19 protein-coding genes are annotated in these 25,419 nt (G+C 43.3%); 16 read left to right on the top strand and 3 right to left on the bottom strand.

Annotated elements, in window-relative coordinates:
- Nucleotides 1-256 precede the first annotated feature (256 nt).
- The 9 genes from LJE09_RS06090 to LJE09_RS06050 all read left to right on the top strand — a co-directional run bounded on the left by LJE09_RS06090 (nucleotide 257) and on the right by LJE09_RS06050 (nucleotide 9,281).
- Nucleotides 257-1,207 carry an ABC transporter permease gene (locus LJE09_RS06090; RefSeq protein ID WP_025579672.1) on the top strand — a complete coding sequence of 317 codons (951 nt, stop codon included), beginning with the start codon at nucleotides 257-259 and terminating at the stop codon, nucleotides 1,205-1,207.
- A 2-nt stretch (nucleotides 1,208-1,209) separates the two neighbouring features.
- A complete protein-coding gene (locus LJE09_RS06085; RefSeq protein WP_025579673.1) occupies nucleotides 1,210-2,568 on the top strand; it encodes an ABC transporter permease in 1,359 nt (452 codons plus the stop codon).
- A gap of 15 nt (nucleotides 2,569-2,583) precedes the next feature.
- Nucleotides 2,584-3,591, top strand: coding sequence for an ABC transporter ATP-binding protein (locus LJE09_RS06080; protein ID WP_025579674.1), 1,008 nt, complete (start codon nucleotides 2,584-2,586; stop codon nucleotides 3,589-3,591).
- A 1-nt stretch (nucleotide 3,592) separates the two neighbouring features.
- Entirely contained in the window at nucleotides 3,593-4,606 is a 1,014-nt protein-coding gene (locus LJE09_RS06075) for an ABC transporter ATP-binding protein (RefSeq protein WP_025579675.1), read from the top strand.
- A 260-nt stretch (nucleotides 4,607-4,866) separates the two neighbouring features.
- Nucleotides 4,867-6,531 carry a peptide ABC transporter substrate-binding protein gene (locus tag LJE09_RS06070; RefSeq protein WP_025579676.1) on the top strand — a complete coding sequence of 555 codons (1,665 nt, stop codon included), beginning with the start codon at nucleotides 4,867-4,869 and terminating at the stop codon, nucleotides 6,529-6,531.
- Between the two features lie 296 nt (nucleotides 6,532-6,827).
- Complete coding sequence (locus tag LJE09_RS06065; protein WP_025579677.1) at nucleotides 6,828-7,331, top strand: NUDIX hydrolase; 504 nt, start codon at nucleotides 6,828-6,830, stop codon at nucleotides 7,329-7,331.
- Between the two features lie 146 nt (nucleotides 7,332-7,477).
- Complete coding sequence (locus tag LJE09_RS06060) at nucleotides 7,478-7,783, top strand: hypothetical protein (protein WP_144136849.1); 306 nt, start codon at nucleotides 7,478-7,480, stop codon at nucleotides 7,781-7,783.
- Nucleotide 7,784: 1 nt separating this feature from the next.
- Nucleotides 7,785-7,952, top strand: coding sequence for a diguanylate cyclase domain-containing protein (locus LJE09_RS06055; protein WP_118521755.1), 168 nt, complete (start codon nucleotides 7,785-7,787; stop codon nucleotides 7,950-7,952).
- A 309-nt stretch (nucleotides 7,953-8,261) separates the two neighbouring features.
- Nucleotides 8,262-9,281 (top strand): M42 family metallopeptidase, encoded by a 1,020-nt coding sequence (locus tag LJE09_RS06050; RefSeq protein WP_025579680.1) that lies wholly within the window; start codon nucleotides 8,262-8,264, stop codon nucleotides 9,279-9,281.
- A 214-nt stretch (nucleotides 9,282-9,495) separates the two neighbouring features.
- On the opposite strand, the gene thrH is transcribed toward LJE09_RS06050, so the two are convergent.
- Entirely contained in the window at nucleotides 9,496-10,098 is a 603-nt protein-coding gene (gene thrH / locus LJE09_RS06045; protein ID WP_025579681.1) for a bifunctional phosphoserine phosphatase/homoserine phosphotransferase ThrH, read from the bottom strand.
- Nucleotides 10,099-10,691: 593 nt separating this feature from the next.
- On the opposite strand from thrH, the gene LJE09_RS06040 reads away from it, so the two are divergent.
- The 4 genes from LJE09_RS06040 (at nucleotide 10,692) to LJE09_RS06025 (ending at nucleotide 15,992) form a co-directional block, all read left to right on the top strand.
- Nucleotides 10,692-11,159 (top strand): MarR family winged helix-turn-helix transcriptional regulator, encoded by a 468-nt coding sequence (locus LJE09_RS06040; protein WP_008705263.1) that lies wholly within the window; start codon nucleotides 10,692-10,694, stop codon nucleotides 11,157-11,159.
- Between the two features lie 36 nt (nucleotides 11,160-11,195).
- Nucleotides 11,196-12,929 carry an ABC transporter ATP-binding protein gene (locus tag LJE09_RS06035; protein WP_008705262.1) on the top strand — a complete coding sequence of 578 codons (1,734 nt, stop codon included), beginning with the start codon at nucleotides 11,196-11,198 and terminating at the stop codon, nucleotides 12,927-12,929.
- Entirely contained in the window at nucleotides 12,922-14,805 is a 1,884-nt protein-coding gene (locus LJE09_RS06030; protein WP_008705260.1) for an ABC transporter ATP-binding protein, read from the top strand. Before LJE09_RS06035 ends, LJE09_RS06030 begins: the two co-directional genes overlap by 8 nt.
- 179 nt (nucleotides 14,806-14,984) lie before the next feature.
- Complete coding sequence (locus tag LJE09_RS06025) at nucleotides 14,985-15,992, top strand: GTP-binding protein (protein WP_161276090.1); 1,008 nt, start codon at nucleotides 14,985-14,987, stop codon at nucleotides 15,990-15,992.
- 447 nt (nucleotides 15,993-16,439) lie between these two features.
- On the opposite strand, the gene LJE09_RS06020 is transcribed toward LJE09_RS06025, so the two are convergent.
- Both LJE09_RS06020 and LJE09_RS06015 read right to left on the bottom strand, forming a co-directional pair.
- On the bottom strand, nucleotides 16,440-19,772 hold the full coding sequence (locus tag LJE09_RS06020; RefSeq protein ID WP_227311051.1) for a TRAP transporter large permease subunit: 3,333 nt from the start codon (nucleotides 19,770-19,772) through the stop codon (nucleotides 16,440-16,442).
- Complete coding sequence (locus LJE09_RS06015; protein ID WP_025580891.1) at nucleotides 19,773-20,327, bottom strand: TRAP transporter small permease; 555 nt, start codon at nucleotides 20,325-20,327, stop codon at nucleotides 19,773-19,775.
- Between the two features lie 1,074 nt (nucleotides 20,328-21,401).
- On the opposite strand from LJE09_RS06015, the gene LJE09_RS06010 reads away from it, so the two are divergent.
- From LJE09_RS06010 to LJE09_RS06000, 3 genes are all read left to right on the top strand, one after another.
- Nucleotides 21,402-21,794 carry a VOC family protein gene (locus tag LJE09_RS06010; RefSeq protein ID WP_055059749.1) on the top strand — a complete coding sequence of 131 codons (393 nt, stop codon included), beginning with the start codon at nucleotides 21,402-21,404 and terminating at the stop codon, nucleotides 21,792-21,794.
- Between the two features lie 154 nt (nucleotides 21,795-21,948).
- Nucleotides 21,949-23,781, top strand: coding sequence for a cache domain-containing sensor histidine kinase (locus tag LJE09_RS06005; RefSeq protein ID WP_161233708.1), 1,833 nt, complete (start codon nucleotides 21,949-21,951; stop codon nucleotides 23,779-23,781).
- Nucleotides 23,781-25,394, top strand: coding sequence for a response regulator transcription factor (locus tag LJE09_RS06000; protein WP_008705249.1), 1,614 nt, complete (start codon nucleotides 23,781-23,783; stop codon nucleotides 25,392-25,394). The genes LJE09_RS06005 and LJE09_RS06000 overlap by 1 nt, the downstream gene beginning before the upstream one ends.
- Nucleotides 25,395-25,419: the final 25 nt, after the last annotated feature.

The following is a 25,419-nucleotide window of genomic DNA, read 5'->3' as shown; positions in this document are numbered from 1 at the left end:
CCAGTTTACCGGAATGTTATTTCTGAAAAATTTAGATTTTTTATAAATATTTAACAAATTAAAGCGTAAGCATTTTCCAGTAGTATTAGCTTGAAATGGTATGAGAAAGTATGGTATAATTTCCTTTATATCTGCACAGCTAGAATACATACGAATAATAGCAGAAAAACAGTTACTGTTCCAATGTTGCTGAGAACAGTAACGAAAATATCTCCACAAAGCGAAAAGCAATATATAAGGAAGAAAGGAAAAACATATGGCTAACGCTAAATACTTCTTAAAGAGATTTGCAATGGCATTGCTTACGATCTTTCTGGTAGCATGCCTTACATTTCTTCTGATGAACGCTGTGCCTGGAAGCCCGTGGCTCAGCGAGAAAACGCCATCTGCCGCAACCCTGGCAGCGCTGAATGCAAAATATGGCCTGGATAAGCCTGTTCATGTTCAGCTTTTCATGTATCTTAAAAATATTCTGCATGGTGACTTTGGCGTGTCCCTGAAGATGCAGAAAAACCGCGCAGTTCTGGATATCATCGTTGAGATGTTCCCGGTATCTGCCAAAGTAGGTGCCCTCGCTCTGTTATGGGCGATCATCGTAGGTGTACCACTTGGATGTCTCGCAGCATTTAAGAGAGGTAAGCTCACAGACAGTATCCTCAGAGTTATCTGCACTCTGGGTATCTCCATGCCGAGTTTCGTAGTTGCATCTGTTCTTCTTGTAACACTCACAGGTGACGGAGCACTGAATCTGTTCCCGTCCATTTTTGATGCGTCACAGGGGATCAGAGCCTACATACTTCCGTGCTTTGCATTGGGATTTTACCCGATGTGCTATACTGCACGTCAGACCCGTTCTGCTATGCTGGATTCCTTAAGCCAGGAATATATCAAGACAGCCAGGGCAAAAGGTCTTAAGAATAAGAAGATCATCTTCAAACATGCATTAAGAAATGCCCTGATCCCGGTTATTACTTACCTGGGACCGCAGGTTGCTTTTACTTTATGCGGTGGTTTCGTAGTAGAGAGTGTATTCTCTATCCCGGGACTGGGACGTTATTTCGTACAGTCTATTCAGAACCGTGACTATCCGGTTATCATGGGAACTACTATTTTCCTTGCAACATTTATTATTCTGATGAATCTGGTCGTAGACCTCCTCTATAAGGTAGCTGACCCGAGAATCAGCCTGACAAAGGGAGGAGACTGATCATGGCAGAGAATAAGAAGATCAAGAAATGTCCGGTAAGTCTTCAGCCGGATATTGAGAACCTTCTTCAGGACTTGACACCGGATGATTTTGCTTCGGCTTCCAGTCAGGAGAAAGAAGATTTCATCCAGGACCGCCAGAGTGTATCTTACTGGAAAGATGCCTGGAGAAGATTAAAGAAGAATGTTGTGGCGATGGTCGCACTTGGAGTTATTATATTCCTGTTTCTGTTTGCGTTCGTCGGACCACTTCTGATCCCATATGGATATGATGAATTTAACGATGGCGCTGAGAACCTGTTTCCATATCATTACACACTGGAAGACCAGCAGCGTGTAGATGAAGAGATTGCATCCAGAACTCAGAGTGAGGTTGTTGATGTTGATTCAATGATCGAGCAGGCTAAGGCAGAGGCGGAAGCCAAAGGTGAGAAGTTTACAAAAAAAGATGAAGCAATCCTTCGCGCAAAAGCAAAAACAGCAGCAAAGAATGATACAGCGAGTGAGTCTGAAGAGAGCACAGACCCAGATACAGTCCGCAAGGAACTGGGAATTAAGAAACATATCTTCGGATATTCAAAGAAAGAACTTGAGCGTAAAGCAGCCGGCGAGAAAGTTTTCCCACATGTCTTTGGAACAGATATGTACGGACGTGATATTCTTGTCCGTGTTATGTATGGTGCACGAGTTTCTATGTCAGTTGGTGTATTTGCCGCACTTCTCGTACTGATCATTGGTGCTTTATATGGTGCGATCTCCGGTTACTGTGGCGGTAAGGTCGATGCAGTGATGCAGCGTATCGTAGAGCTGATCTATGCAGTTCCTGAAATGCTGGTCGTACTTCTGATCGCAACTGCACTGAAACCAATCCTGACAGAATATATCAACTCCCCGGGCGGCGGTCCGCTGAAGTCCTTTGCCAATGTACTTGGTCCGAACCTTATCTCCATGTTCATTGCCTTCGGTCTTCTGTACTGGGTAACTATGAGCCGTATCATCCGTGGACAGGTACTTCAGCTGAAACAGCAGGAATATGTAACAGCAGCCAGAGCACTCGGTGCTTCAGGCGGACGTATCATCCGTCGTCATCTGCTTCCGAACTGTATCGGACAGATCGTTGTAACAACCTGCCTGCAGATCCCGTCTGCGATCTTCCTGGAGTCATTCCTTTCCTATCTTGGTGTTGGTGTATCTGCACCGCTTCCAAGCCTTGGATCTATGGCAACAGACGCATTAAGCGGTATGTATACATACACTTACAGACTGATCGTTCCGTCTGTAGTCCTCAGTGTAATGATTCTTGCATTTAACCTGTTCGGTGATGGTCTGCGCGATGCACTTGACCCGAAACTTAAGAAATAAGAGAGGAGGAGAATCATGTCTGAACAGAAACATAAATTATTGGAAGTTAAGGACTTAAAAGTCTCCTTCTTTACACCGGCCGGTGAAGTTAAGGCTGTAGGAGGAATCTCCTACGACCTGGACTACGGCGAAGTTATGGGAGTAGTAGGAGAGTCCGGTTCCGGTAAGAGCCAGGAAGCCTACTCTATTATGGGACTTCTTCAGTCTCCTGGTAAGGTTGTCGGAGGTTCCATTACTTTTGAAGGACAGGATGTCCTGTCTTTTACCAAAGATCAGATGACAGAATTCCGCGGCAGTAAAGTAGCGATGATCTTCCAGAACCCGATGACCTGTTTAAACCCGGTTTACACCATTGGAAATCAGTTAGTAGAAGCACTTCGCGCTCATGATAAAAAGATCAGCAAGGAAGAAGCTGAGAAGCGTGCCATGGAAATGATGGAAATGGTTGGTATCAACAATGTACAGAAGCGTATGAAACAGTATCCTCATGAGTTCTCCGGTGGTATGCGCCAGCGAGTTATGATCGCCATGGGTCTGATCTGTCATCCGCAGCTTCTGATCGCGGATGAGCCGACTACAGCTCTGGATGTTACGATCCAGGCACAGATCCTTGACCTGATGAAAGACCTGCAGAAGAAAACAAAAATGGGAATCATTTTTATCACTCATAACCTTGGTGTTGTTGCGGATATCTGCGATAAGGTTTCCGTTATGTATGCAGGCCGTATCGTTGAACAGGGCCCTGTTGATGATATTTTCTATGAACCTGCGCATCCGTATACAAAAGGACTTCTGCGTTCTATGCCTCGTGTAGATGCAGAGAGTTACGAACGACTGATCCCGATAGAGGGTACTCCGGTCGATATGCTGAATCCGCCGGAAGGCTGTCCTTTTGCACCACGCTGTGAGCATTGTATGAAGATCTGTCTGAAGAAGATGCCTCCTTATGTAGAAGTAGGCGAGAAACACCGTTCAGCCTGCTGGCTGTGTGTTCAGGAACTGATGGGCAAGGAGGAGAACTGATATGGCAAATGAAGAAAAGAAACTTGTCGAGATAGAGAATTTACGTAAATACTTCCCGATCAAGGGAACAAACGGTCCAGGTGTTCAGGCAGTTCAGGATGTTTCCCTCTATATTAAGAAAGGTGAGACATTAGGACTGGTAGGAGAGTCCGGATGCGGTAAAACAACTCTGGGAAGAACCATTCTCAGATTGTATGAGCCGACCGGTGGTAAGATTATCTATGACGGTCAGACAATTTTTGACAATCCGTTGGACAAAGACGGCAAACCACTTGGCAAAGCGAAATCTGTAAACATGCTTCCTTACCGTAAGAAAATGCAGATTATTTTCCAGGATCCATCCGCATCTCTTGATCCTCGTATGACAGTCGGAGAGATTATCGGAGAGGCTATCGACATTCATAAACTGGCTGCAAATAAAAAAGACCGTGCGGATATGATCAAAGGTCTACTTGCAAGAGTAGGATTAAATACCGAGCATGCAAACCGTTATCCTCATGAGTTCTCCGGCGGACAGCAGCAGCGTGTCGGCATTGCCCGTGCACTTGCCGTTAAACCGGAATTTATCGTATGTGATGAGCCGATTTCCGCATTGGACGTTTCTATCCAGTCACAGGTTGTAAACATGCTGGAGGATATGCAGGCAGAAATGGGACTGACTTACCTGTTTATCGCTCATGACTTGTCTGTTGTGCGTCATATTTCAAACAGGATCGGTGTTATGTATCTGGGATCTCTGGTAGAACTTGGTGAGAGCTATGAGCTGAACCGTCATCCTATCCATCCATATACACAGACGCTTCTTTCTGCAGTTCCGGTACCGGATCCTAAGCTGAGCCGTACCAGAAAGCGTATCATCCTTGAGGGAGATGTGCCAAGCCCGATGAACCCGCCGAGTGGATGCCGTTTCCATACCAGATGTCCATATGCGACACAGAAGTGCCGTGAGGAGATGCCACAGTTCAAAGAGCATGAACCTGGACACTGGGCAGCATGTCATCTGCTGGATAAATAATACAGTCAAGCGGATATTCGCCTGACTATTTATCAGAGTACTTACAGAATACGAAAAAATATAATGTAAACTGGTGGGTAATACTGAAATAAATAGAAAGAATAAAAATAGGAAATAATTAACAAAATTATTGTTGCAATTATAGTAAAAAATCCGAAAGAAAAAGCTTAACATAGGTATTGGGTTCCTGTATAATGGAATTTATAATACAAATCGCTGACTTCTCATACAGCGAAAACCATAATAAAGGAGGACAAGTAATGAGAAAGGCAAAAACAATTATGTCTCTGGCTCTGTCAGTAGCTATGGTTACAAGCATGGCAGCTACAGCACCTGTAATGGCAGCAGAGAGCGAATCAACAGACGGATTTAATCTGAATCTCTGTATCGCATCTGAACCACAGAGTATCGACCCTGCACTGAATACAGCAATGGATGGTTCTGTCATGTGCCACCATATGTTCGAAGGTCTGGTCAAATGGGCAGACGACGGTGAAGGAAATGCTGTTACAGTTCCAGGACAGGCTGAATCCTGGGATAAAGAGACAAACGATGACGGAACAGTAACTTATACTGTACATCTTCGTGATGGTATCAAATGGTCTGACGGACAGGCCGTAACAGCAGGAGATTTCGAATATTCCTGGAAACGTCTGGCAAACCCGGAAACAGCAGCAGACTACTGTTACATGATCGACATGGTAAAAGGATATGCAGAGGTAGCTGACGGAAGTGCGGATCCTGACACACTTGGAATCAAAGCTACAGATGATACAACACTGCAGATCGATTTAACTTATGACTGCCCGTATTTCGAAGAGATCATGGCATTCCCGGCAACCTTCCCTGTTCGTAAAGATATGGTAGAGGGAAGCGAGAACTGGACATTTGATCCTGCAACTTATATCAGCAACGGACCTTACAAGATGAAAGAATGGTCTCATAACTCCTACATTCTTATGGAAAAGAATGAGAACTACTATGATTATGAGAACCTTGGACCGGACACAATTAAATTTGCACTTCTGGACGACAACAACGCGATCCTTAAAGGATACAACAACGGAGAACTTGATTTCATCGAGAACCTTCCTGTAGACGAAGTTGCTACTTACCTTGCATCCGGAGAACTTAACATCGCTGACTATATCGGAACATACTATGTATGCTTCAATACAGAAAATGAAGTATTCTCTGATCCTGCAATCCGTAAAGCATTCTCACTTGTAATCGATCGTAACTACATCGTAGATAACGTAACTCAGTCCGGTGAAGTTCCTGCAACAGGATATGTTCCATCCGGTATCTATGATGCAGACGGAGCAAGCGGAGATGACTTCCGTACAGTAGGCGGTGAATATTACAGCGTTTCTGAAGATGATTATGAGAAGAACTGTGAAGAAGCACGTCAGATCCTTGCAGATGCAGGATATCCAGACGGCGAAGGTTTCCCGACAGTTGAATATCTGTACAACACAGATGACAAACACAAAAAGATCGCTGAAGCACTCCAGAACATGTGGCAGAAAGAACTTGGCGTAACTGTTAACCTGGACAACCAGGACTGGAACGTATTCCTTCAGAACAGAAAGAATGGTGACTTCCAGATCGCACGTAACGGATGGATCGGTGACTACAATGATCCTTGTACATTCCTTGATATGTGGTATACAGGCGGCGGAAACAACGATGCTCAGTATTCTAACCCGGATTACGATGCACAGATCGATGCAGCAAAAGCTACTTCTGATCAGGCAGAGCGTATGAAAGCATTCCATGCAGCAGAAGATATCCTTATCGGTGAAGACAATGTACTGGCTCCTCTGTACTTCTATACACAGCCATACATGCTGAAAGATAATATCAAAGGTATGTATTACACACCACTTGGATACTTCTTCTTCGGATACACAACCCAGGAATAAGATCTGAGACAGGAATGAGTCTGGAAACGGACAGAGAAAGTAGTTTCGCATTCCTGCATAAAAATGCATAATTTTGAAAGTAAAAACAGCTCTGTGCGGAAGAGTTTAAGACTCTCCGCAGGGGCTGTTTTTGTTTTAGAACAGGAGATGGTAAAGTTTTCAGGCTGCCACTTTTTTATGATAAAAAGGTAAAATAAAAAACTAAATTTTACAGTATATGTTTGCATAAAAATCTATAAGATGATATGATTATAAATAAACGTTACAATAGCAATCTTACAGGGAGATAACTGGAAATGGAATTTTGGGATATTTATGATGAGAATAAGAAACCTACAGGACGTACCATGAAGAGAAATGACTGGTGTCTGAAGGACGGAGAGTATCATCTGACTGTGCTTGGCGTAGTAGCCAGACCGGATGGTACTTTTCTAATCACTAAACGTGTCATGACGAAAGCGTGGGCACCTGGATGGTGGGAAGTATCCGGCGGCGCTGCACAGGCAGGAGAGGAATCTTATGAAGCTGTTCTGCGTGAGGTGAAAGAGGAAACAGGACTGGATGCCCGAAACGCAGAAGGTGGTTATCTTTTTACGTATAAGAGAGAGAACCCGGGTGAAGGAGACAACTATTTTGTAGATGTGTACCGTTTTATCATGGACATTGATGAGAATGACTTACATTTACAGACTGAAGAGACAGACGGATATATGTTTGCCAGTCCTGACCAGATCAGAGAATTTGCAGCAGATGGAAAATTTCTGCATTATGACAGTATAAAAAAGGCATTTGAGATGTAAATATATGCAGAGATCCGTGGGAAAACCTTTCGGATGCTGCTTATGATATAAAGAGAAATGCAGCATCCGGAAGGTGATTCCTGAGAGGAAAGATAATGAAAAATATAATAAAGAACAGTCAGAAAAGGTTCGGGAGAATAATCCTGGTGATTATTAATATTCTTCTGATCCTGGCGGCGGTTCTGTCTTCTCTGGTTTATTCCGACCATATCAGGAATGAAAAAACGCAGATGCAGATAGATGCGTTTTGTTCCACTATGGAAGGAATGAAGCAGGTTTCCGGAAACTATCTGAAGATGGAGAAGGGATATGCAGAGAACTGGGCAAATTACATAGAACGCCAGAATATGACGATGGATGAAGCCCTGGATTATATCAAAAACAGCAATTCTCAGAAAGACAGGCATGCACATATTGTAGATATGGATAGAGGATTTCGCAGCAGTAAGTGATGTGAATGTGATCAGAAATGAGAGAATGGGAACTGCTTACGGAGATCAGATCATCCGTGGAGTAGCGGAGTGTATTCGTGCAAGTCTCAGAACAGGGGAGCAGGTTTACCGTATTCTAGGAGATGAATATCTCCTTGTTAATGAGATTGGCGGAACAGTAGGCTTCTGAAGAGTGCTCTGGTAGAGGATTTTCATACAATCCTTGAGAAGCATAATCTCTCTACAGACAGTATTATCCTGGAACTGACAGAGAGTGGATATCTGGAGACATCGCAGAATGTAATGAATATGAACATAAACTGCTGGAGCATATTATGTAAGATGGAATGCCGCCGGAAGTGAAGAACACTGAGGGCGCTTTCTTTCTGCCGTGATATAATCAAATCAAACTGCGAAGCAGTTATTCGGTTATGAGCAAATAGCGGAGCGGATGATTTTATCCGCTTAATCAAGTATGAAATGATGAGAGGAAAAAAATATGGAAAAAAATCTTGAGTTTATCGGGGAACAGTTAAAGAAATTAACTGCAATCCCAAGCCCGTCCAGCTATACGGAAAAGGCGGCAGAGTATCTGATGGAAACACTGAAAGAAATGGGATATGAGCCGGAGCTTTCCAATAAGGGAAATGTGCTCGTGACGATCGGAGGAGAGGGAAATCCGCTGGTCCTGGCATCTCATATTGATACTCTTGGTGCAATGGTACGCTCCATAAAAGATAACGGACGCCTCCGTCCTACAACTCTGGGCGGACATCAGTGGAGAACTGCTGATGGTGAGAACTGTACTGTTCATACGAGAGACGGCAGGGTTTATACAGGGGTTGTGCTGAATACAGAACCATCTGCGCACGTGGCAGATGAGAAAGTGGAACAGACAGAAGAGAATATGGAGATCCTGCTGGATGAGAATGTAGAAAACAAAGAGGATATTGATGCACTGGGAATCCAGGTAGGAGATATCATTGCTATGGATCCGCGGACTGTGATCACAGAGAGTGGATATATCAAGAGCCGTTTTCTAGATGATAAGCTTTCTGCAGCAATCCTGCTGGGACTGGCGAAGGCAGTGAAAGACGAAGGGATTACACTGCATCGTAAGGTATCATTGCTTTTCACAGTATATGAAGAAGTTGGACATGGCGGAAGCTATGTACCGGCAGATACAGCGGAAATGATTTCTGTAGATATGGGATGTGTGGGTGCTGATCTTGGATGTACAGAGCGTATGGTATCCATCTGCGCCAAAGATTCCGGCGGTCCGTACAATTATAATCTGATCACTGCACTGGTCAATACAGCGAAAGCACATGGTCTGGATTTCGCGATCGATGTTTATCCGCATTATGGATCTGATGTGGAGGCAACTCTCCGCGCAGGATATGACATCAGACATGGCCTGATCGGACCTGGGGTTTATGCTTCACATAATTATGAGAGATCTCATATGGATGGAGTGAAGAATACGTATGAGCTTGTGAAGGCGTATGTGACGGAATAAAAAATAAAGCAGCTGTTCTTTTATATGTTTTTTGGTAATTGGAATATTGGACAGGAACTGCTTTATGAGGTTAAATTACAAAAAATCTGCAGGAGATATCATATAATGGATATCTTATCTGCAGATTTTATTATTTGTGGATATTTATATTAATGAAATTTCCCATTCCAGATGTGAAATATAAATAGCAATAATATTTTGATATAAAGCTGATTTATTTCATTGCATTCTTAATAGCAGCCAGCAGTTCATCATATTCTTCATATGCCGGGATCTCCGGATAATCTGCTTTGATCTTATCTGTACTGCGGAACAGGAATCCAGCCTTGCTTGCCTGGATCATACCCAGGTCATTGTAGGAATCACCGCTTGCAATGGTATCGAATCCGATAGACTGTAAAGCCTTTACAGTAGTTAACTTGGATTGTTCCACTCTCATCTTAAAGCCTGTGATCTCACCGTTGTCTGCAACTTCAAGAGTGTTGCAGAATAAGGTAGGTCTGCCAAGCTTCTCCATGAGCGGTGCTGCAAACTGTGTGAAAGTATCGCTGATCAGAATTACCTGAGAGAAAGAACGAAGTTCATCCAGGAATTCCTTTGCACCCGGAAGCGGATCGATCTTTGCGATCACATCCTGAATTTCTTTCAGTCCGAGACCATGTTCCTTCAGAATACCAAGCCTCCAGTTCATCAGCTTATCATAGTCCGGCTCATCACGTGTGGTTTTCTTCAGCTCCGGGATTCCGCTTGCTTCAGCAAATGCGATCCAGATCTCAGGTACCAGTACGCCCTCTACGTCAAGACATGTAATATACATAATAGAAATCCTCCTTTGTGTGAAACCTCTTTATTTTTGAAAATCCTTTAATGCTTTATTTAGTGAAATCATTCTAACATATTCTGAGAGTCCTTGCAAATTTAATTTTTGAGTTGCTTAAAAGGAGAATATTGATTTCCTAAAATGCATATGATATAATGCCAATAGGCAGAAGAAAGAATAATTAATCTGACAAGAATAACAAGAATGAAAGCCCTGGGAGTGGCAGCTCCCAGGGCTTTCTTCTTGTTTTAACAAAGTGGACAAGCAACCACTAGGCTAGTGTTGTCCTATTTATCTCCGTCTAGCCATTTGCAGATATAGTGGCAGATTATACCTGCTGCACAGGAGATAAGAAAAGAAAGAATAATTTCTGACAAGAATATCACCTCCTCCCGTTGCCGGGTATTGGTTGGACAACGTTAATACTATATCATATATAGAACAAAAATAGAAACATAAAATAAGTATTGACATAAAAAAACCAAAGCCATATAATAGTTAGGCAACTAATGGATAGCAACCTAACTATTATATGGCTTTGCAATAGTATGTGTACTGATTTTAGGAGGTGCGGCGAGATAGACGAGGAAATGAAACAGAAGCTGAATGAGATGTATGTAGGCAGGCTGATACATATTTTATCCCATACAATGAAACGGCATAATCCGGCAGAGGTGATGGAGAATGACGATCTGACGACCATGCAGAAGCATGTGCTGAAATTTATCCTTCTGGAAACCATGCACAGAGATCTCTATCAGAAAGATATTGAAGAGGAATTCCAGATCAGGAAACCTACAGTGACAGGGATCCTGAAGCTGATGGAGAAGAACGGTTACATTTACAGAGAGAGTGCGAAACAGGATGCACGCCTGAAACAGATCATTCCCACAGAGAAAGCAGAGAAGATCCGTCCTGCAATCTTAAAGAGTATTGAAGAAGGCGAAGCCAAAATGCTACGGGGAATTCCGAAGGAGGATGTGGAACTGTGCAAACAGGTTCTCTGGCAGATGTATGAAAACCGGAAAAAATCCTGCGATAGCAGGAATGATTTTTAACAGAAATAACGAGACATAAGGAGGACATTGACAAAGATGAATAAGAAACTTTTACGTTCAGTCCGGGAATACAAGAAGCAGTCTGTACTGGCTCCGATCCTTGTAATCCTGGAAGTACTGATGGAAGTTCTGATTCCTCTGGAGATGGCGAAGATTATCGACGTAGGTATTGCAAACGGAGATATGAGCTATATCATCCAGCGTGGAGTCATCCTTGTTGCAATGGCAATGCTTTCCCTGTTCTTCGGCGTACAGGCCGGAAATATGGCGGCAGTTGCAGCAGCAGGATATGCGAAGAATTTACGACACGATATTTTTTATAAGGTGCAGGATTTTTCCTTTAAAAATATCGACCACTTTTCAACATCAGGTCTGGTCACACGACTGACCACTGATATCACAAATGTACAGCAGGCATACATGATGAGTATTCGCCTTCTTGCCAGGGCACCGTTTATGATCATCCTGTCATGGATTATGACACTGACGATCAACAAACCGATCGCAGTGCTTTTCCTGATAGTTGTTCCTGTCCTTGGCGGTACACTAATCTTTATTGCGAAAAAGGCACATCCGCATTTCATCAAGGTCTTTGATGAATATGACAACCTGAACAATTCCGTTCAGGAGAATGTAAATGCCTCACGTGTAGTTAAGGCTTTCGTAAGAGAGGACTATGAGATTGAGAAATTCCATGGAATTTCCAGATATGTTTATAATCTGTTTACTAAAGCAGAGAAAATCGTTGCATGGAACTCACCGGTTATGATGTTTGTCATGTATACTGTAATCATTATCATTGTTGCAATTGGCGGAAGAGGTATTGTTCTCGGTGGCATGGAAACCGGTGAGCTGACAAGTATCATTGTCTACGCACTTCAGATTCTCATGTCCCTGAACATGGTAACTTTCGTGTTTGTTATGATCATGATAGCAGAAGCATCCACAGACCGTATTGTAGAGGTTCTGGATGAAGTTCCTGAGATGCAGGATAAAGCTGATGCAGTAAAGAATGTGGCAGATGGTTCCATTGACTTTAATCATGTAGATTTCAGCTATGCAGGAGAGGGAGGAAATCTTTCCCTGAAGGATGTAAATCTTCATATTAAATCCGGTCAGACAGTAGGTATCATCGGCGGAACCGGAAGTGCAAAGTCTACCCTGGTGCAGCTGATCCCCAGACTCTATGATGTCACAAAGGGTAATGTCCAGGTGGGAGGCGTGGATGTACGCAACTACAATCTGGAAGTACTTCGTGACCAGGTTTCCATGGTACTTCAAAAAAATGTGCTGTTCTCAGGAAGCATCTATGACAATATTCGCTGGGGTGATGAACATGCCAGTGAGGAAGAAGTTCGGAGGGTCTGTAAGCTGGCCCAGGCAGATGGATTCGTCAGTGAGTTCCCGGATGGTTACGATACAATGATCGTTCAGGGCGGTAACAACGTATCCGGCGGTCAGAAGCAGCGTCTGTGTATTGCAAGGGCTCTTCTCAAGAAACCGAAGATCCTGATCCTGGATGACTCTACCAGTGCAGTAGATACAAGAACAGATGCCCTGATACGTAAGGCTTTCCGCGAGGAGATCCCGAACACAACAAAGATTATTATCGCACAGCGAGTTTCTTCTATTGAAGATGCAGATCAGATCATCGTACTGGATGACGGTAAGATCGCAGGTGTGGGTACTTCAGAAGAACTGCTGAAGACAAATGATATTTACAGAGAAGTATATGAATCACAGGTCAAAGGAGGCGGAGACGATGAATAAGAAGAAAAAATTAGATCAGAACACCATCCAAACTGCCAAAAGACTTCTGAAATATATGACAGGAACCCATAAGATACAGTTTATCATCGTATTTATCTGCATCTTTATCAGTTCCGCAGCAAGTATTGCAGTATCCCTGTCCCTGAAATTTCTGCTGGATGACTTTATCATCCCGCTGATCGGACAGACAGATCCGAACTTTGCAGAACTCTATAAGGCACTTGCAGTCCTTGGCTGTATTTTTGCACTTGGTGTGATTGCCACATTTATTTATACCCGAATGATGGTTTATATCGGTCAGGGTGTGCTTAAAAGTGTCCGTGATGATATGTTCGAGCATATGCAGACTCTTCCGATCCGCTATTTCGACCAGAATACAAACGGATCTGTCATGAGCCTCTATACCAACGATACAGATACCCTGCGACAGATGATCAGCCAGGCGATCCCGCAGGCGCTGATGGCGCTGTTTACGATCGTGGTTACCTTTATTTCCATGTTATTGTTAAGTCCGCTGCTTACAATTCTGGCAGTTGTGATTATTTTTATTATGCTGAAGGTTACCAGTAAGATTGGTTCCAACAGTGGCAAATATTTCATCCGTCAGCAGGTATCTCTGGCAGATGTGACCGGTTTCGTGGAAGAACGAATGAATGGTCAGCGTGTGGTAAAAGTTTTCAACCACGAAGATAAATCAAAAGAAGAATTCGACAAACTCAACGAAGCACTCTTCGAGAGTTCTGCAAACGCCAATAAATACGGAAACATGATGGGACCTGTGATCGGTAACATCGGTAACCTGCAGTTCGTACTGACAGCAGTACTTGGGGGACTTCTCTCTGTAACAGGTGTGGGCGGCATCACCCTCGGTGTTATGGCTTCCTATTTACAGTTCACCAAGAGCTTTACCCAGCCATTCATGCAGGTGGCACAGCAGTTTAATGCCATTGTTATGGCACTTGCAGGTGCAGAACGTATCTTCAGGCTCATTGACGAGAAGCCGGAAGAGGATGAAGGTTACGTAGAACTTGTTAATGCAAGAAAGGATGCCAACGGCAATATCACAGAATGCAAAGAGAGAACGGGCATGTGGGCATGGAAACATCCACATTCTGCAGATGGTTCCGTTACTTATACAGAACTGACAGGAGATGTCCGATTCGAAGATGTTACATTCGGATATAACCCGGACAAAGTTATTCTGAAAGACATCAGCCTCTTCGCCAAGCCGGGACAGAAACTTGCTTTCGTAGGTTCCACAGGTGCAGGAAAGACAACGATCACAAATCTGATCAACCGTTTCTATGATATTCAGGAAGGTAAAATCCGTTACGATGGAATCAACATTACCAAGATTAAGAAGGATGACCTGAGACGTTCTCTGGGAATCGTACTTCAGGATACTCACCTGTTTACAGGAACTATTAAAGAAAACATCCGCTACGGTAAACTGGATGCTACAGATGAGGAAGTATACGAGGCAGCAAGACTGGCTCATGCAGACCAGTTTATCAAAATGCTTCCAAAAGGATATGATACCATGTTAAGCGGAGACGGTGAGGAACTGTCCCAGGGACAGCGCCAGCTTCTCTCCATTGCAAGAGCAGCAGTAGCCAATCCGCCTGTACTGATCCTGGATGAAGCAACCTCAAGTATTGATACCCGTACAGAGAGTATTGTACAAAAAGGTATGGATAACCTGATGAAAGGCCGTACTGTATTTGTGATTGCCCATCGACTTTCAACCATCAGAAACAGCGATGCCATCATCGTACTGGATCATGGAAAGATCATTGAAAGAGGCGACCATGAAGACCTCATTAAGTTAAAAGGAACTTATTATCAGCTTTATACTGGTAAGCTGGAATTGTCATAAGGAACTATCAGAAAGACTGCAATTATTTCAGAACATGAATAATTGTGGTCTTTCTTTGCGGGCGTTGCGTTTTCTGCGTTATAATGCTATGATCGTACAGGTATGTGGATCACAGATGATGAAGTTCCGGTTTACGGATAAAAAAGAAAAATTATGCAGCAGCAAGGGAGAGATATACGATGGTAAAGATAGATCTGATCACTGGTTTTCTTGGTTCAGGGAAGACGACGTTTATCAGGAAGTATGCGCAGTATCTGATGGATGCTGGTAATAATATTGGAATTCTGGAGAATGATTACGGGGCTGTGAATGTGGATATGATGTTGCTTCAGGATCTGATGGGAGAGAACTGTGAGCTGGAGATGATCTCAGGAGGGTGTGATAAGGACTGCCACAGGAGGAGATTTAAGACGAAACTGATTGCTATGGGTATGTGCGGTTATGACCGTGTGATCGTGGAGCCGTCTGGGATTTTTGATGTGGATGAGTTCTTTGATATTCTTCATGAGGAGCCGTTAAATCGTTGGTATCAGATTGGGAATGTGATTGCAATTGTGGATTCTAAGCTGGAGCGTGATCTGTCAGAGGAGGCGGATTTCATTCTGGCTTCTGAGGTGGCAGATGCCGGATGCATTGTGATGAGCAAGAGCCAGGACGCATCACCCGAGGAAATCCAGGGTACGATTAAGCATGTGAATCAGGCGTTGGAGAAGGTTCATTGCAGCAGGAGATTTCATTGTGAAATGAATGGTATGGATACTGCTAATGTTATCCACAAGAATTGGGATGAGATGTCGAAAGAGGACTTTGACAGAATCGCATCCTGTGGATATGTGATGGCAAGCTACAGGAAACCGGAGTTTGAGGCAGAGGATGCCTTTACTTCTTTGTACTTTATGAATGTGAAGATGACTGAGAAGGAGCTTCGGGAAGCGGCTGAGAAGATTCTGTCTGATCCTGAATGTGGGCGTGTGTTCCGGATGAAGGGATTTATGAGAGTAGACAGTGACAGCGAAGATGGTTCTGGACTATCTGCATGGGCAGAGTGCGATAGACGGCAGTGGATTGAATTAAATGCTACGAAGAATGAAATTACAATCCGACCGCTTCATGTAGGACAGGAGGTTCTGATCGTGATTGGAGAAGAACTGCAGGAGGAGAAAATTAAATCCTATCTGAAAATCTGAGATTTAAATTTACAAAAAGGGCACTTGAAAAATCAGGTGCCCCATTGTATAATCTACTTAGAAGATGACCGGAAGCGTGTTCCGGTTGCCCTCGGTATAATTAATGAGTAAAGAAATTAAGCATCCAACTTTGGGCGGTGGGATGCTTATTTCTTTTTATGTTGATCTATGTAAGTCAATGCCGTAAAAATTACTAACAATAAAGTAAGGACTTCCATTGTGTTCATCGGGCATCACCCTCCTTTCGTGAAACTGGAGGGCAGGGGGCGAAACTTTGCATCCGGGTCTGTTCAATTATACTTGTTCAGTATAACGTGAAAAATAGAAGATATCAAGTACTTTACGTTCTATATTATTAAAAACAAAACAGGGTATGAAGTTCATCGTAATCTGATGAAACTTCATACCCTGTTCATTTATTTTTATGGAGTTTTGTAACCGTAAGGATTATTTGGTAAACAGATCAACCAGATCCTGGCCGTCTTCGTAGCCCTGGCTCTTCAGCTCATTTACGAACCATTCGTCTACGCCGTCTACAGCTTCTTTAAAGGAATCGATATCCATATCTGCTTTCTCTGTGAAGGTTACGCCGTTTTTGGATTCCCAGCGTTCTTTGATCTCATTGTCGCTGGAACGGTTGATGTAACGTTCATACTCAACTGCCTTCTGGCCACATTCGTCAACAACTGCCTGCTGTTCTGGTGTGAGGCCGTCATAGATATCCTGATTGATGCAGAAGAACAGACAGTCATAAATTGCATCCCACATGGAGCAGTAAGGCTGAACCTCCTGAACGCTTGCTGCGTCGATAGCAGGAAGTGGATTTTCCTCACCTTCAACCGTGTTCTGCTGAAGTGCTGTGTAAGTCTCTGACCAGTTCATGTTGGTGGCATCAGCACCCCATCTCTTGTAGCATTCCATCAGAAGGTTGGAACCTGCTACACGAACCTTCAGGTTCTTCATATCATCTACAGATTTGATTTCATGTTTGCTATTTGTGATCTCGCGGAAACCGTTTTCTGCGATACCCATGCAGTGGAGTCCGTATTCGCCAAGGATTTCTTTCAGTTTTTCACCAGCTTCGCCATCGAATTTCGCATCTGCATCGTCGTAAGAATCATAGACGAATGGAAGAGAAACAACGTTGAAACGTGGATCAAATGCAGAGTAGATCAGGTTGGAGTGCATGGAGATCTGAACCGGGTCCCCATTCATCAGAGCCTGAATACCTTCGGACTGGTTGCCGTTTGTAAGCTGGTCAGCTGCATAAATATTGACTTTAACCTTTCCGCCTGTAGCTTTTTCCATCAGTTCACCGAACTTACGTCCGCCGTCAGCCCAGGTACTTGTCTCAGTAGTGGAGCAAGCGAAATTCCAGGTTGTTTCCGGCCAGTCCAGATCACTGTAATCTTCCACTGTATTGAAGGAATCCTTTGTGAAAAGGTCAACCAGATCCTGGGCATCGTCATAGCCCTGGCTCTTCAGCTCGTTTACAAACCAGTCATCGATACCGTCAACTGCTTTTTTGAAGGAGTCGATGTCCATGTCTTCTTTCTCTGTGATTGTTACACCGTTCTGGCTTGCCCAGCGTTCTTTGATCTCGTCATCTCCGGAACGGTTGATGTAACGCTCATATTCAACTGCTTTCTGTCCTGCCTCGTCAACAACTTCCTGCTGTTGTGGTGTGAGACTGTTGTAGATGTCTTCGTTGATACAGAAGAACAGGCAGTCATAAATTGCATCCCACATAGAGCAGTAAGGCTGAACCTCCTGAACACTTGCAGCGTCGATAGCGGGAAGCGGATTCTCCTGACCTTCTACTGTGTTCTGCTGAAGTGCTGTGTAAGTTTCAGACCAGTTCATGTTTGTGGCATCAGCGCCCCATCTCTTGTAGCATTCCATCAGAAGGTTGGAGCCTGCTACACGAACCTTCAGGTTCTTCATATCGTCTACAGATTTAATCTCATGTTTGCTGTTTGTGATTTCGCGGAAACCGTTCTCTGCAATACCCATGCAGTGGAGTCCGTACTCACTGAGGAGTTCTTTCAGCTTTGCACCTGCTTCGCCATCGAATTTCGCATCTGCATCGTCGTAAGAATCATAGACGAACGGAAGAGAAACAACGTTGAAACGTGGATCAAATGCAGAGTAGATCAGGTTGGAGTGCATGGAGATCTGAACCGGGTCCCCATTCATCAGAGCCTGAATACCTTCGGACTGGTTGCCGTTTGTAAGCTGGTCAGCAGCGTAAATGTTGACTTTGACTTTGCCGCCTGTGGCTTTTTCCATCAGTTCACCGAACTTACGTCCGCCATCAGCCCATGTACTTGTCTCAGTAGTGGAGCATGCGAAGTTCCAGGTCATTTCCGGCCAGTCAAGGTCGCTGTAATCTGCGATTGTGTCAAAGGAGTTATTGCCGTCTCCTGCGTCCTTGGAAGCTGTGTCAGAGGAAGCGGAGGACTGATCACCTGTGTAGGAGCCTTCTTTTGCAAGAGCTTTCGGAAGGAAAGTGGAGGTGATCGGGATGTATGTAACGATCAGAAGAACTGCAACGCAGGCTGCGATCATTGGCACAACTGCCCTTGAGATCTCCTGCAGAGTAACTTCCAGACCTTTTTTGATCTTGATGCTGATTGCTACGAAGAGGTTTACGCCTACAGGAGGAGTTACCTGTCCGATTGCAAGGTTTACAGTTGCCATAACACCGAATGCTACTATATCGTATCCAAGAGCCTTACATACAGGAAGCATGATCGGAATGAAGATGTACATAGCAGAGTTTGCATCGATGAAGCATCCTGCGATCAGGAAGATGATATTTACAATCAGCAGGAAGGTAAACTGATTGTGTGCGATGCTTCCAAGTAAATTGGAGGCTGCATCTGCAATACCGAATTTGGTACATACAAACGAGAACAGGGAGGCACTTGCTACGATGAGCATGATACCACCGGTTGTCTTTGCTGAGTCTACCAGGATGTCAAACATATCGCGGATGGAAACTTCGCGGTAGATGACCATACCTACGAAGAGTCCGTATACAACGGATACGGCTGCTGCTTCTGTTGGTGTGAAGATACCGCCGTAGATACCGCCCAGAATGATGACCGGCATCAGGAATCCCCAGAAAGCATCTTTAAAAGCGTCCCAGCGTTCTTTGCCGGAGGCTTTTTCCCTGGATGGTTTGATATTGTGTTTCTTTGCTTCCAGCATTACTACGATTATCAGTGCCACGCCCATTAGAAGACCTGGTACGATACCTGCCATGAACATATCTGCGATGGATGTGCCTGTGATGGAGGCATATACAACGAAGGCGATACTTGGCGGGATGACAATGGCGATGGAGCTTGAGGTTGCCATCAGTGCTGTGGAGAATGGTGCGGAGAAACCGCCCTGTTCTACCATTGCAGGGATCAGTACGGCGCCAAGAGCTGCAACAGTTGCAGGGCCGGAACCGGAGATGGCGCCGAAGAAGCAGGCTACGATAACACATACGATGGCGATACCGCCTTTTTTGTGGCCTACGCAGGTATCAACGAATTTGATCAGTCGTTTGGAGATACCGGCTTTTGCCATGATATTTCCTGACAGTACGAAGAATGGGATTGCCAGGAGCAGGAATTTGCTGATTCCTGAGTACATGTTGGTTGCTACGATCGTCAGGGATGTACCGGAGTAGAGGATTGCGCATACGGAGGAAAGTCCGAGGCAGATTCCGATGGGTACACCCAGGATCAGGAATATGAAGAAGGAGATAAATAAGATTGCACTGATCATTTATTTGCCCTCCTTTTTGTCTGTTGTGATTGTGTTCATGTTACTTTTTGTGCTGTTGTCGGTATTTTTGGCGCTGTCGGTTTTGCAGCAGAAGTCCAGACAGAATTCAATGAAGTGAAGGATCATGCATCCTGCACCGATGGGTACGAAGGACCAGAAGATCCATTCAGGCCAGTTTAATACGAAGGTTCTTTTTCCATTCTGAAGCTGAGTGATTACCTTGTCCATTCCGTATTTGAAAAGGATGACGCTGAAGATGATGCTCAGGACTGTGATCAGGATCACAGATGGTTTCTTCAGTTTTTTTGGAAGACGGTCTGTGACCAGTGTCAGGCTGACCAGTTCTCCTTCGCGGCAGGCCAGTGCGGCTGCCAGCAGGGTGATGAGTACGAATACCGCTACTACAAGTTCTTCTGTGAAGGACCAGGAACGGTGGATGACTTTACGGGAAAATACGTTTCCCACAGTCAGCACCAGGATCAGCAGTGTGGAGATCACAAGGACGATCTTTTCTACTGCAGCCAGTGCGTTCATGATTTTTTTGTAGATTTTCATGCTCTCTACTCCTCTCAAAAAATTTACTGCTGTTTTTCGGAATTTGGAGCAGATTCAAGGCAGATGGAATGTAATGGTTATCATATGTAATTAGTTACATTTTTCATCTGTGGTGAATTCTGTTATCTGCGAAAAACAGAAGTAGTGTTTCGGTTTCAGATCGACAGCCTGGAAAAGAAAGTATGTCTCGTGTGTCAGGGCTTTTTATGTTATAGGAATATTATGGAGTAATTTCCTATAACATAAAAAAAGTCCGCCCCACGCAGGGACGGACATATGATATTCCGTAACCACCCTGTTTCACCTTTGAAACAAGTACGATTCTGCAACGTACCGATATACGCGGCTCCTGTAACGGGGGGCGGCCGGGGAAGCTTACTGTGAATACGGCAATATCTGTGATGGCTGTATTCAAGGGTTCGGCTTTCCTTCTCGGGGATGATATTCGAAACAGATCTGTCACTGCATTTCACCGGACTGCAGTTCTCTGAGGACAGGGGGACTGTTTTTACTGGTTCCCTTCGTTGAATTTATGCGTTATAGGTTTAGCTGTTTAAAAAGCTAAAGCAATTTTAACGCTGTTTGTTTTGAAAGTCAAGAGGTTTTTGTAAGTATTTGGGGGAAGTTTGTTGGTGTGGGGCGTACACAGACAATAAGGGACGCGCGAAGCAGCATCTCTCTGCAGGTTCAGTTCCGGGGGCTAAGTAACTCTAAGGTGGAGGAAATCCGCTAAAAGCATGAAGAAAAATGCAAAACTCGCTCCGTCGCAGACTCCGCTCAGACAGGTTGCTATTTTTCTTCATAACGCGGATTTCCCCCACCTTAGAGTTACTAAGCTCCCTCCAGATTCACCTGCAGAGAGATGCTGCTTCGCGCTGGCTATTGGCTGTGTAAGAGAAAATGGATGAGGTGGTGGGAACGGAGGGGTCAAGTGAAAAGAATCAGTTATTACTCTTGACAATCGAATGATTTTCTGCGTATATTGTAAAAAATAAAATATTAAATATTGGATAAGTAAAATTATGAAAATAAATGAGTAAAAGCTACAAAAATGAGCAGAAAGAGGTAAAGATCATGGATTTAAAGAATTATTCAACAGGGGTACAGCATATCGGGATTCCGACAAATGACATTGATAAAACTGTGGAGTTTTATCATAAACTTGGTTTTGAGACTGCATTTGAGACTGTAAATGAGGAAGCGAATGAGAAGGTTGTGTTTCTGAAACTGGGAACTCTGGTAGTGGAGACTTATGAGAATCATGCGGCGAAGATGGAGCATGGAGCGATCGATCATGTTGCACTTGATGTAAGAGATATTGAGGAGATTTTCCGGTATATTAATGAAGCTGGTTTAAACTCCACACAGGATACCATTCATTTCCTGCCATTCTGGGAAAATGGTGTGAAGTTTTTTACCATTGAGGGTCCGAACAAGGAGAAAGTGGAATTCAGTCAGTATCTGTAAAACAGAAAAAGTTACGGAATATACCTGTATAATAAAATGAAGCAGTAAAGCCGATACATTGACTGGAAGCAGTGTGTCGGCTTTTTGGCTGTCCGGAATAGACCGCAGCAGTGAAAAACGGGAAAAATAAAGGGGTATTAAAGGGAAAAGAGAGATGAAAAATTTAAAGAAGTGGTATATTAATCTGTCGATACAGAGAAAAATTCTGTATTGTACGTTAGGGGTAGCATTGGTTGTTCTGTTGGCTGCCAGTGTTTCGCAGTATATGTCTGCATCTTCAATTGTGACAGAACAGACAAGGAAGCAGTCTGCGGGAGTGGTGAACGAGTTGTCGGTGAATTTGGATCATTATTTTGATATGGTGAGGAATTCATTTGAGTATATTGCAAATAACAGTACGGTTCAGGAGGAATTGGAGTCTGATGAACCATATAAATCGGATGGCACAGAGCTGTATTCCTATTATTCAAGATCAGGGCAGATCAGAAGGCTGCTTTTGCAGGGATATACAAGTATTTATATGAAGGATATCCAGCTGTATGGTTATAACGGAGCAAATCATCTGCTGGCAAATAATCGTGAGATTCATGAAAAGACCGCTCAGATATCCTGTGAACTGGCGGAGCAGGCAAAAGGACGCTGTATTTATTATAATGCTTCTGAGGAAGGCCTGATGTATATGGCAAAGCAGATCAAAGATTCTCTGACTATGAAGCCAGTGGGAATATTGAGAGCATCTATTAAGCTGAGCTATCTGAAAAAAATGACGATCACAGCCAGAGATTCTTTGGCTGCACATATTTTTCTTCTGGACAATGACAAAAATGTTCTGATAGAGAGTGCAGAGAATGATGCGACAATCAGTGACAGAAGCTGGATAGAAAAAATATCAGGCAACACAGGAGAATTTCTGTTTACTGCAGATGGACAGGGTTATGACTGTGTATATCAGAGAAGTTCTGACACAGGACTTACAGTTGTAGGAATGATCCCTATGAGTTTCTTGCAGAAAACAGCCAGAGGATTACAGAAAACGACAATCATGCTTATTCTGGCAAGTTTGATGTTGTGTATTTTTCTTGCTAATATTCTGGCAAAGGGAATCGCTGGTCCGATCAAGCGTACAAGTAAAGCAATGCAGCAGTTTGCGGAGGGTGACTTTTCTGTCCGTCTTCCGGAAGGAAGAAGGGATGAGATTGGAACCATGAATTCTGTTTTCAACCAGACGATAGAGAAAATAGAGCAGCTGATAAAACAGGTTGTGGAGATGGAAACAGTTAACAAAGATATTGAATTCCAGGCTTTGCAGGCACAGATCAATCCGCATTTTCTTTATAATGTACTGGATACGATCAACTGGATGGCGCGAAAGAAGGGCGAGGATAATATTTGTCATATGGTTACTTCTATCAGCAGTCTGATGCGTGCAAGTATCAGTAATAAAAGAAGTATGGTTTATATTCGTGAGGAAATAAAATATGTACAGGATTATCTTTACATACAGGAAACCAGATATGGAGATAAATTTACATCTTATATTGAAGTGGATGAGAGATTAAATGAATTAGAGATTCCGAAAATGACTATTCAGACACTGGTGGAAAATGCGGTGATTCATGGTGTGGAAAATGCGACATGGGACTGTTTCCTTTATGTTTCAGGAGAAATTACAGATGGAATGGCAGTATTTACAGTAAAGGATGATGGAGTTGGAATGTCACAGGAGCAGTTGGAGAAACTGATGGGGACAGAGGAAGAGCCAGATCATGAAGCAGAGCGGACACATACTCATCTGGGAGTGTATGCGGTGAGAAAGAGACTGGATTATGTATATCAGAATAAGGCAAGGATGAGCATTACATCAGAACCGGGGAAGGGAACACAGGTAATACTGGAAATTCCGATGAACGGTAATGTCGGAGTTACTTACAGGAAATACGATGAAACTGTAAATGAAAATAACAAAAAAAGGGGAGACGAGAGATAATGGAATTGCAGGTAATGATATTAGATGATGAATATATTATTCTGGATGGTTTATGTTCGTTTCCATGGAGCGATTATGGATACCGTATATCCGCAACTGCAAGGAACGGATTGGAAGGGCTGGAGAAACTGGAGCAGGCGAAACCGGATCTGATCCTTACAGATGTGAAGATGCCGGGAATGGATGGACTGGATTTTGCAGAAAAAGCACATGAGATTTATCCCAATGCGGTTATAGTGATACTGACAGGATATGACAGTTTTGCCTACGCTCAGAAAGCAATCAGCATTGGTGTGGAAGAATATCTTCTCAAACCGGTGGACTATGATGAGTTAAAGGCAATGGCTGCCCGGATTGCAGGGGAAATTCATGCAAGGAAGGAAAAACAGCAGGAAATCCGGGATCTGAAGAAATATTTCAACAGGTCAGTTCCGCAGCTGAGATCCAAATTTGCGGGAAATCTTCTGTATGGAAGAATCCAGGGAAAAGGAGTTGTAAAAGAGCAGGCAGAATCTCTGAATCTGACAATAGAGAAATATATTGTGTGTGTAGGGCGAAAAGTTGTTGGAGAAAATAAAATCCATACAGGAGATAAATGGATAGAGGAATTTGCATGCATCAATATTTTTGAGGAAATTTTTAATGATTTTGGAATTCATGTTTTGAGCGATTATAATACAGCAACTGCAGAATATAATTTTATTCTTTTGTTTGAAAAGGAAGAAGAAAACGCAGTATGTATGGAAAAAGCATTGCAGGCATGCAGTAAGATACAGGTAGAAGTAGAACGGTATCTGAAAGCACATATGAATTTTGGATTGAGCGATGTAGAAGTGGACGAATATCAGGCAAATGCACAGTACCGTAAGGCACAGACAGCATGCAGGCAATGTGTTTATCTGGGTACGAATATCATACTCAGATACGAAGATCTGCAATATAAAAAACAGACAGACTTTGTGATTACTTCCGGTGAAAAAACACATTTTATGATGACTTTGTTTCAGGATAGTTTTGAGAAAGCGGAGGATGAACTTCATCAGATATTTCGAAACGCACCGGAAGATGTATCTCCGGTGAAATTTGCAGCAATGGATTTACTTTTGGGATGTATGAAATTTCCATATATCTGTGCAGTTGACAGTGAAATTCATAATAAAAACTGGAATCTTTCTGTGCTTCAGGATGGAATAAAAAGAATCTGTCAGTGCGAGAACACAGAAGAGGTGTTGAATTGTCTGCTGAATCTGTTTGGAACGCTGATTAAACAGAATACAGAAGGAACTGATGAACGGAACCGGAAACTGGTTCAGAGTGTTCTTTCTTACATTGAGAAGAATTATTCAGGAGATTTATCTATGGATGATCTGACTGAGAAATTCCATGTAAGCAGAACCTATATCAGCCGCCTTCTTAAGAAATATGCCGGAAAGAGTTTTCTGGAATATCTGACAGATGTCCGGTTCCAACAGGTGGAGAAACTGATTGCAGATAATAAATATAAACAATATGAAATCGCAGAAATGGTAGGATACAAAGACTTTGGATATTACATAAAAGTATTCAAAAAGCGTTACGGTATTACACCCAATGAATTCAGGAAATATATATAAACAGCGAGGTTAACTGTATCAGGTA

It is taken from the genome of Blautia sp. DFI.3.45, from assembly GCF_020593505.1.
Classification (GTDB): Bacteria; Bacillota; Clostridia; order Lachnospirales; family Lachnospiraceae; genus Blautia_A; species Blautia_A wexlerae.
This window is presented reverse-complemented; position numbering and strand designations above follow the sequence as displayed.

Coding starts and splice junctions, on each gene's coding strand:
- LJE09_RS06065 (WP_025579677.1), top strand. CDS start 6,828: ATGGAATTTTGGGATATTTATGATGAGAATAAGAAACCTACAGGACGT.
- LJE09_RS06005 (WP_161233708.1), top strand. CDS start 21,949: ATGAAAAATTTAAAGAAGTGGTATATTAATCTGTCGATACAGAGAAAA.
- thrH (WP_025579681.1), bottom strand. CDS start 10,098: ATGTATATTACATGTCTTGACGTAGAGGGCGTACTGGTACCTGAGATC.
- LJE09_RS06040 (WP_008705263.1), top strand. CDS start 10,692: ATGAAACAGAAGCTGAATGAGATGTATGTAGGCAGGCTGATACATATT.
- LJE09_RS06025 (WP_161276090.1), top strand. CDS start 14,985: ATGGTAAAGATAGATCTGATCACTGGTTTTCTTGGTTCAGGGAAGACG.
- LJE09_RS06035 (WP_008705262.1), top strand. CDS start 11,196: ATGAATAAGAAACTTTTACGTTCAGTCCGGGAATACAAGAAGCAGTCT.
- LJE09_RS06090 (WP_025579672.1), top strand. CDS start 257: ATGGCTAACGCTAAATACTTCTTAAAGAGATTTGCAATGGCATTGCTT.
- LJE09_RS06020 (WP_227311051.1), bottom strand. CDS start 19,772: ATGATCAGTGCAATCTTATTTATCTCCTTCTTCATATTCCTGATCCTG.
- LJE09_RS06085 (WP_025579673.1), top strand. CDS start 1,210: ATGGCAGAGAATAAGAAGATCAAGAAATGTCCGGTAAGTCTTCAGCCG.
- LJE09_RS06075 (WP_025579675.1), top strand. CDS start 3,593: ATGGCAAATGAAGAAAAGAAACTTGTCGAGATAGAGAATTTACGTAAA.
- LJE09_RS06030 (WP_008705260.1), top strand. CDS start 12,922: ATGAATAAGAAGAAAAAATTAGATCAGAACACCATCCAAACTGCCAAA.
- LJE09_RS06080 (WP_025579674.1), top strand. CDS start 2,584: ATGTCTGAACAGAAACATAAATTATTGGAAGTTAAGGACTTAAAAGTC.
- LJE09_RS06070 (WP_025579676.1), top strand. CDS start 4,867: ATGAGAAAGGCAAAAACAATTATGTCTCTGGCTCTGTCAGTAGCTATG.
- LJE09_RS06010 (WP_055059749.1), top strand. CDS start 21,402: ATGGATTTAAAGAATTATTCAACAGGGGTACAGCATATCGGGATTCCG.
- LJE09_RS06000 (WP_008705249.1), top strand. CDS start 23,781: ATGGAATTGCAGGTAATGATATTAGATGATGAATATATTATTCTGGAT.
- LJE09_RS06015 (WP_025580891.1), bottom strand. CDS start 20,327: ATGAAAATCTACAAAAAAATCATGAACGCACTGGCTGCAGTAGAAAAG.
- LJE09_RS06050 (WP_025579680.1), top strand. CDS start 8,262: ATGGAAAAAAATCTTGAGTTTATCGGGGAACAGTTAAAGAAATTAACT.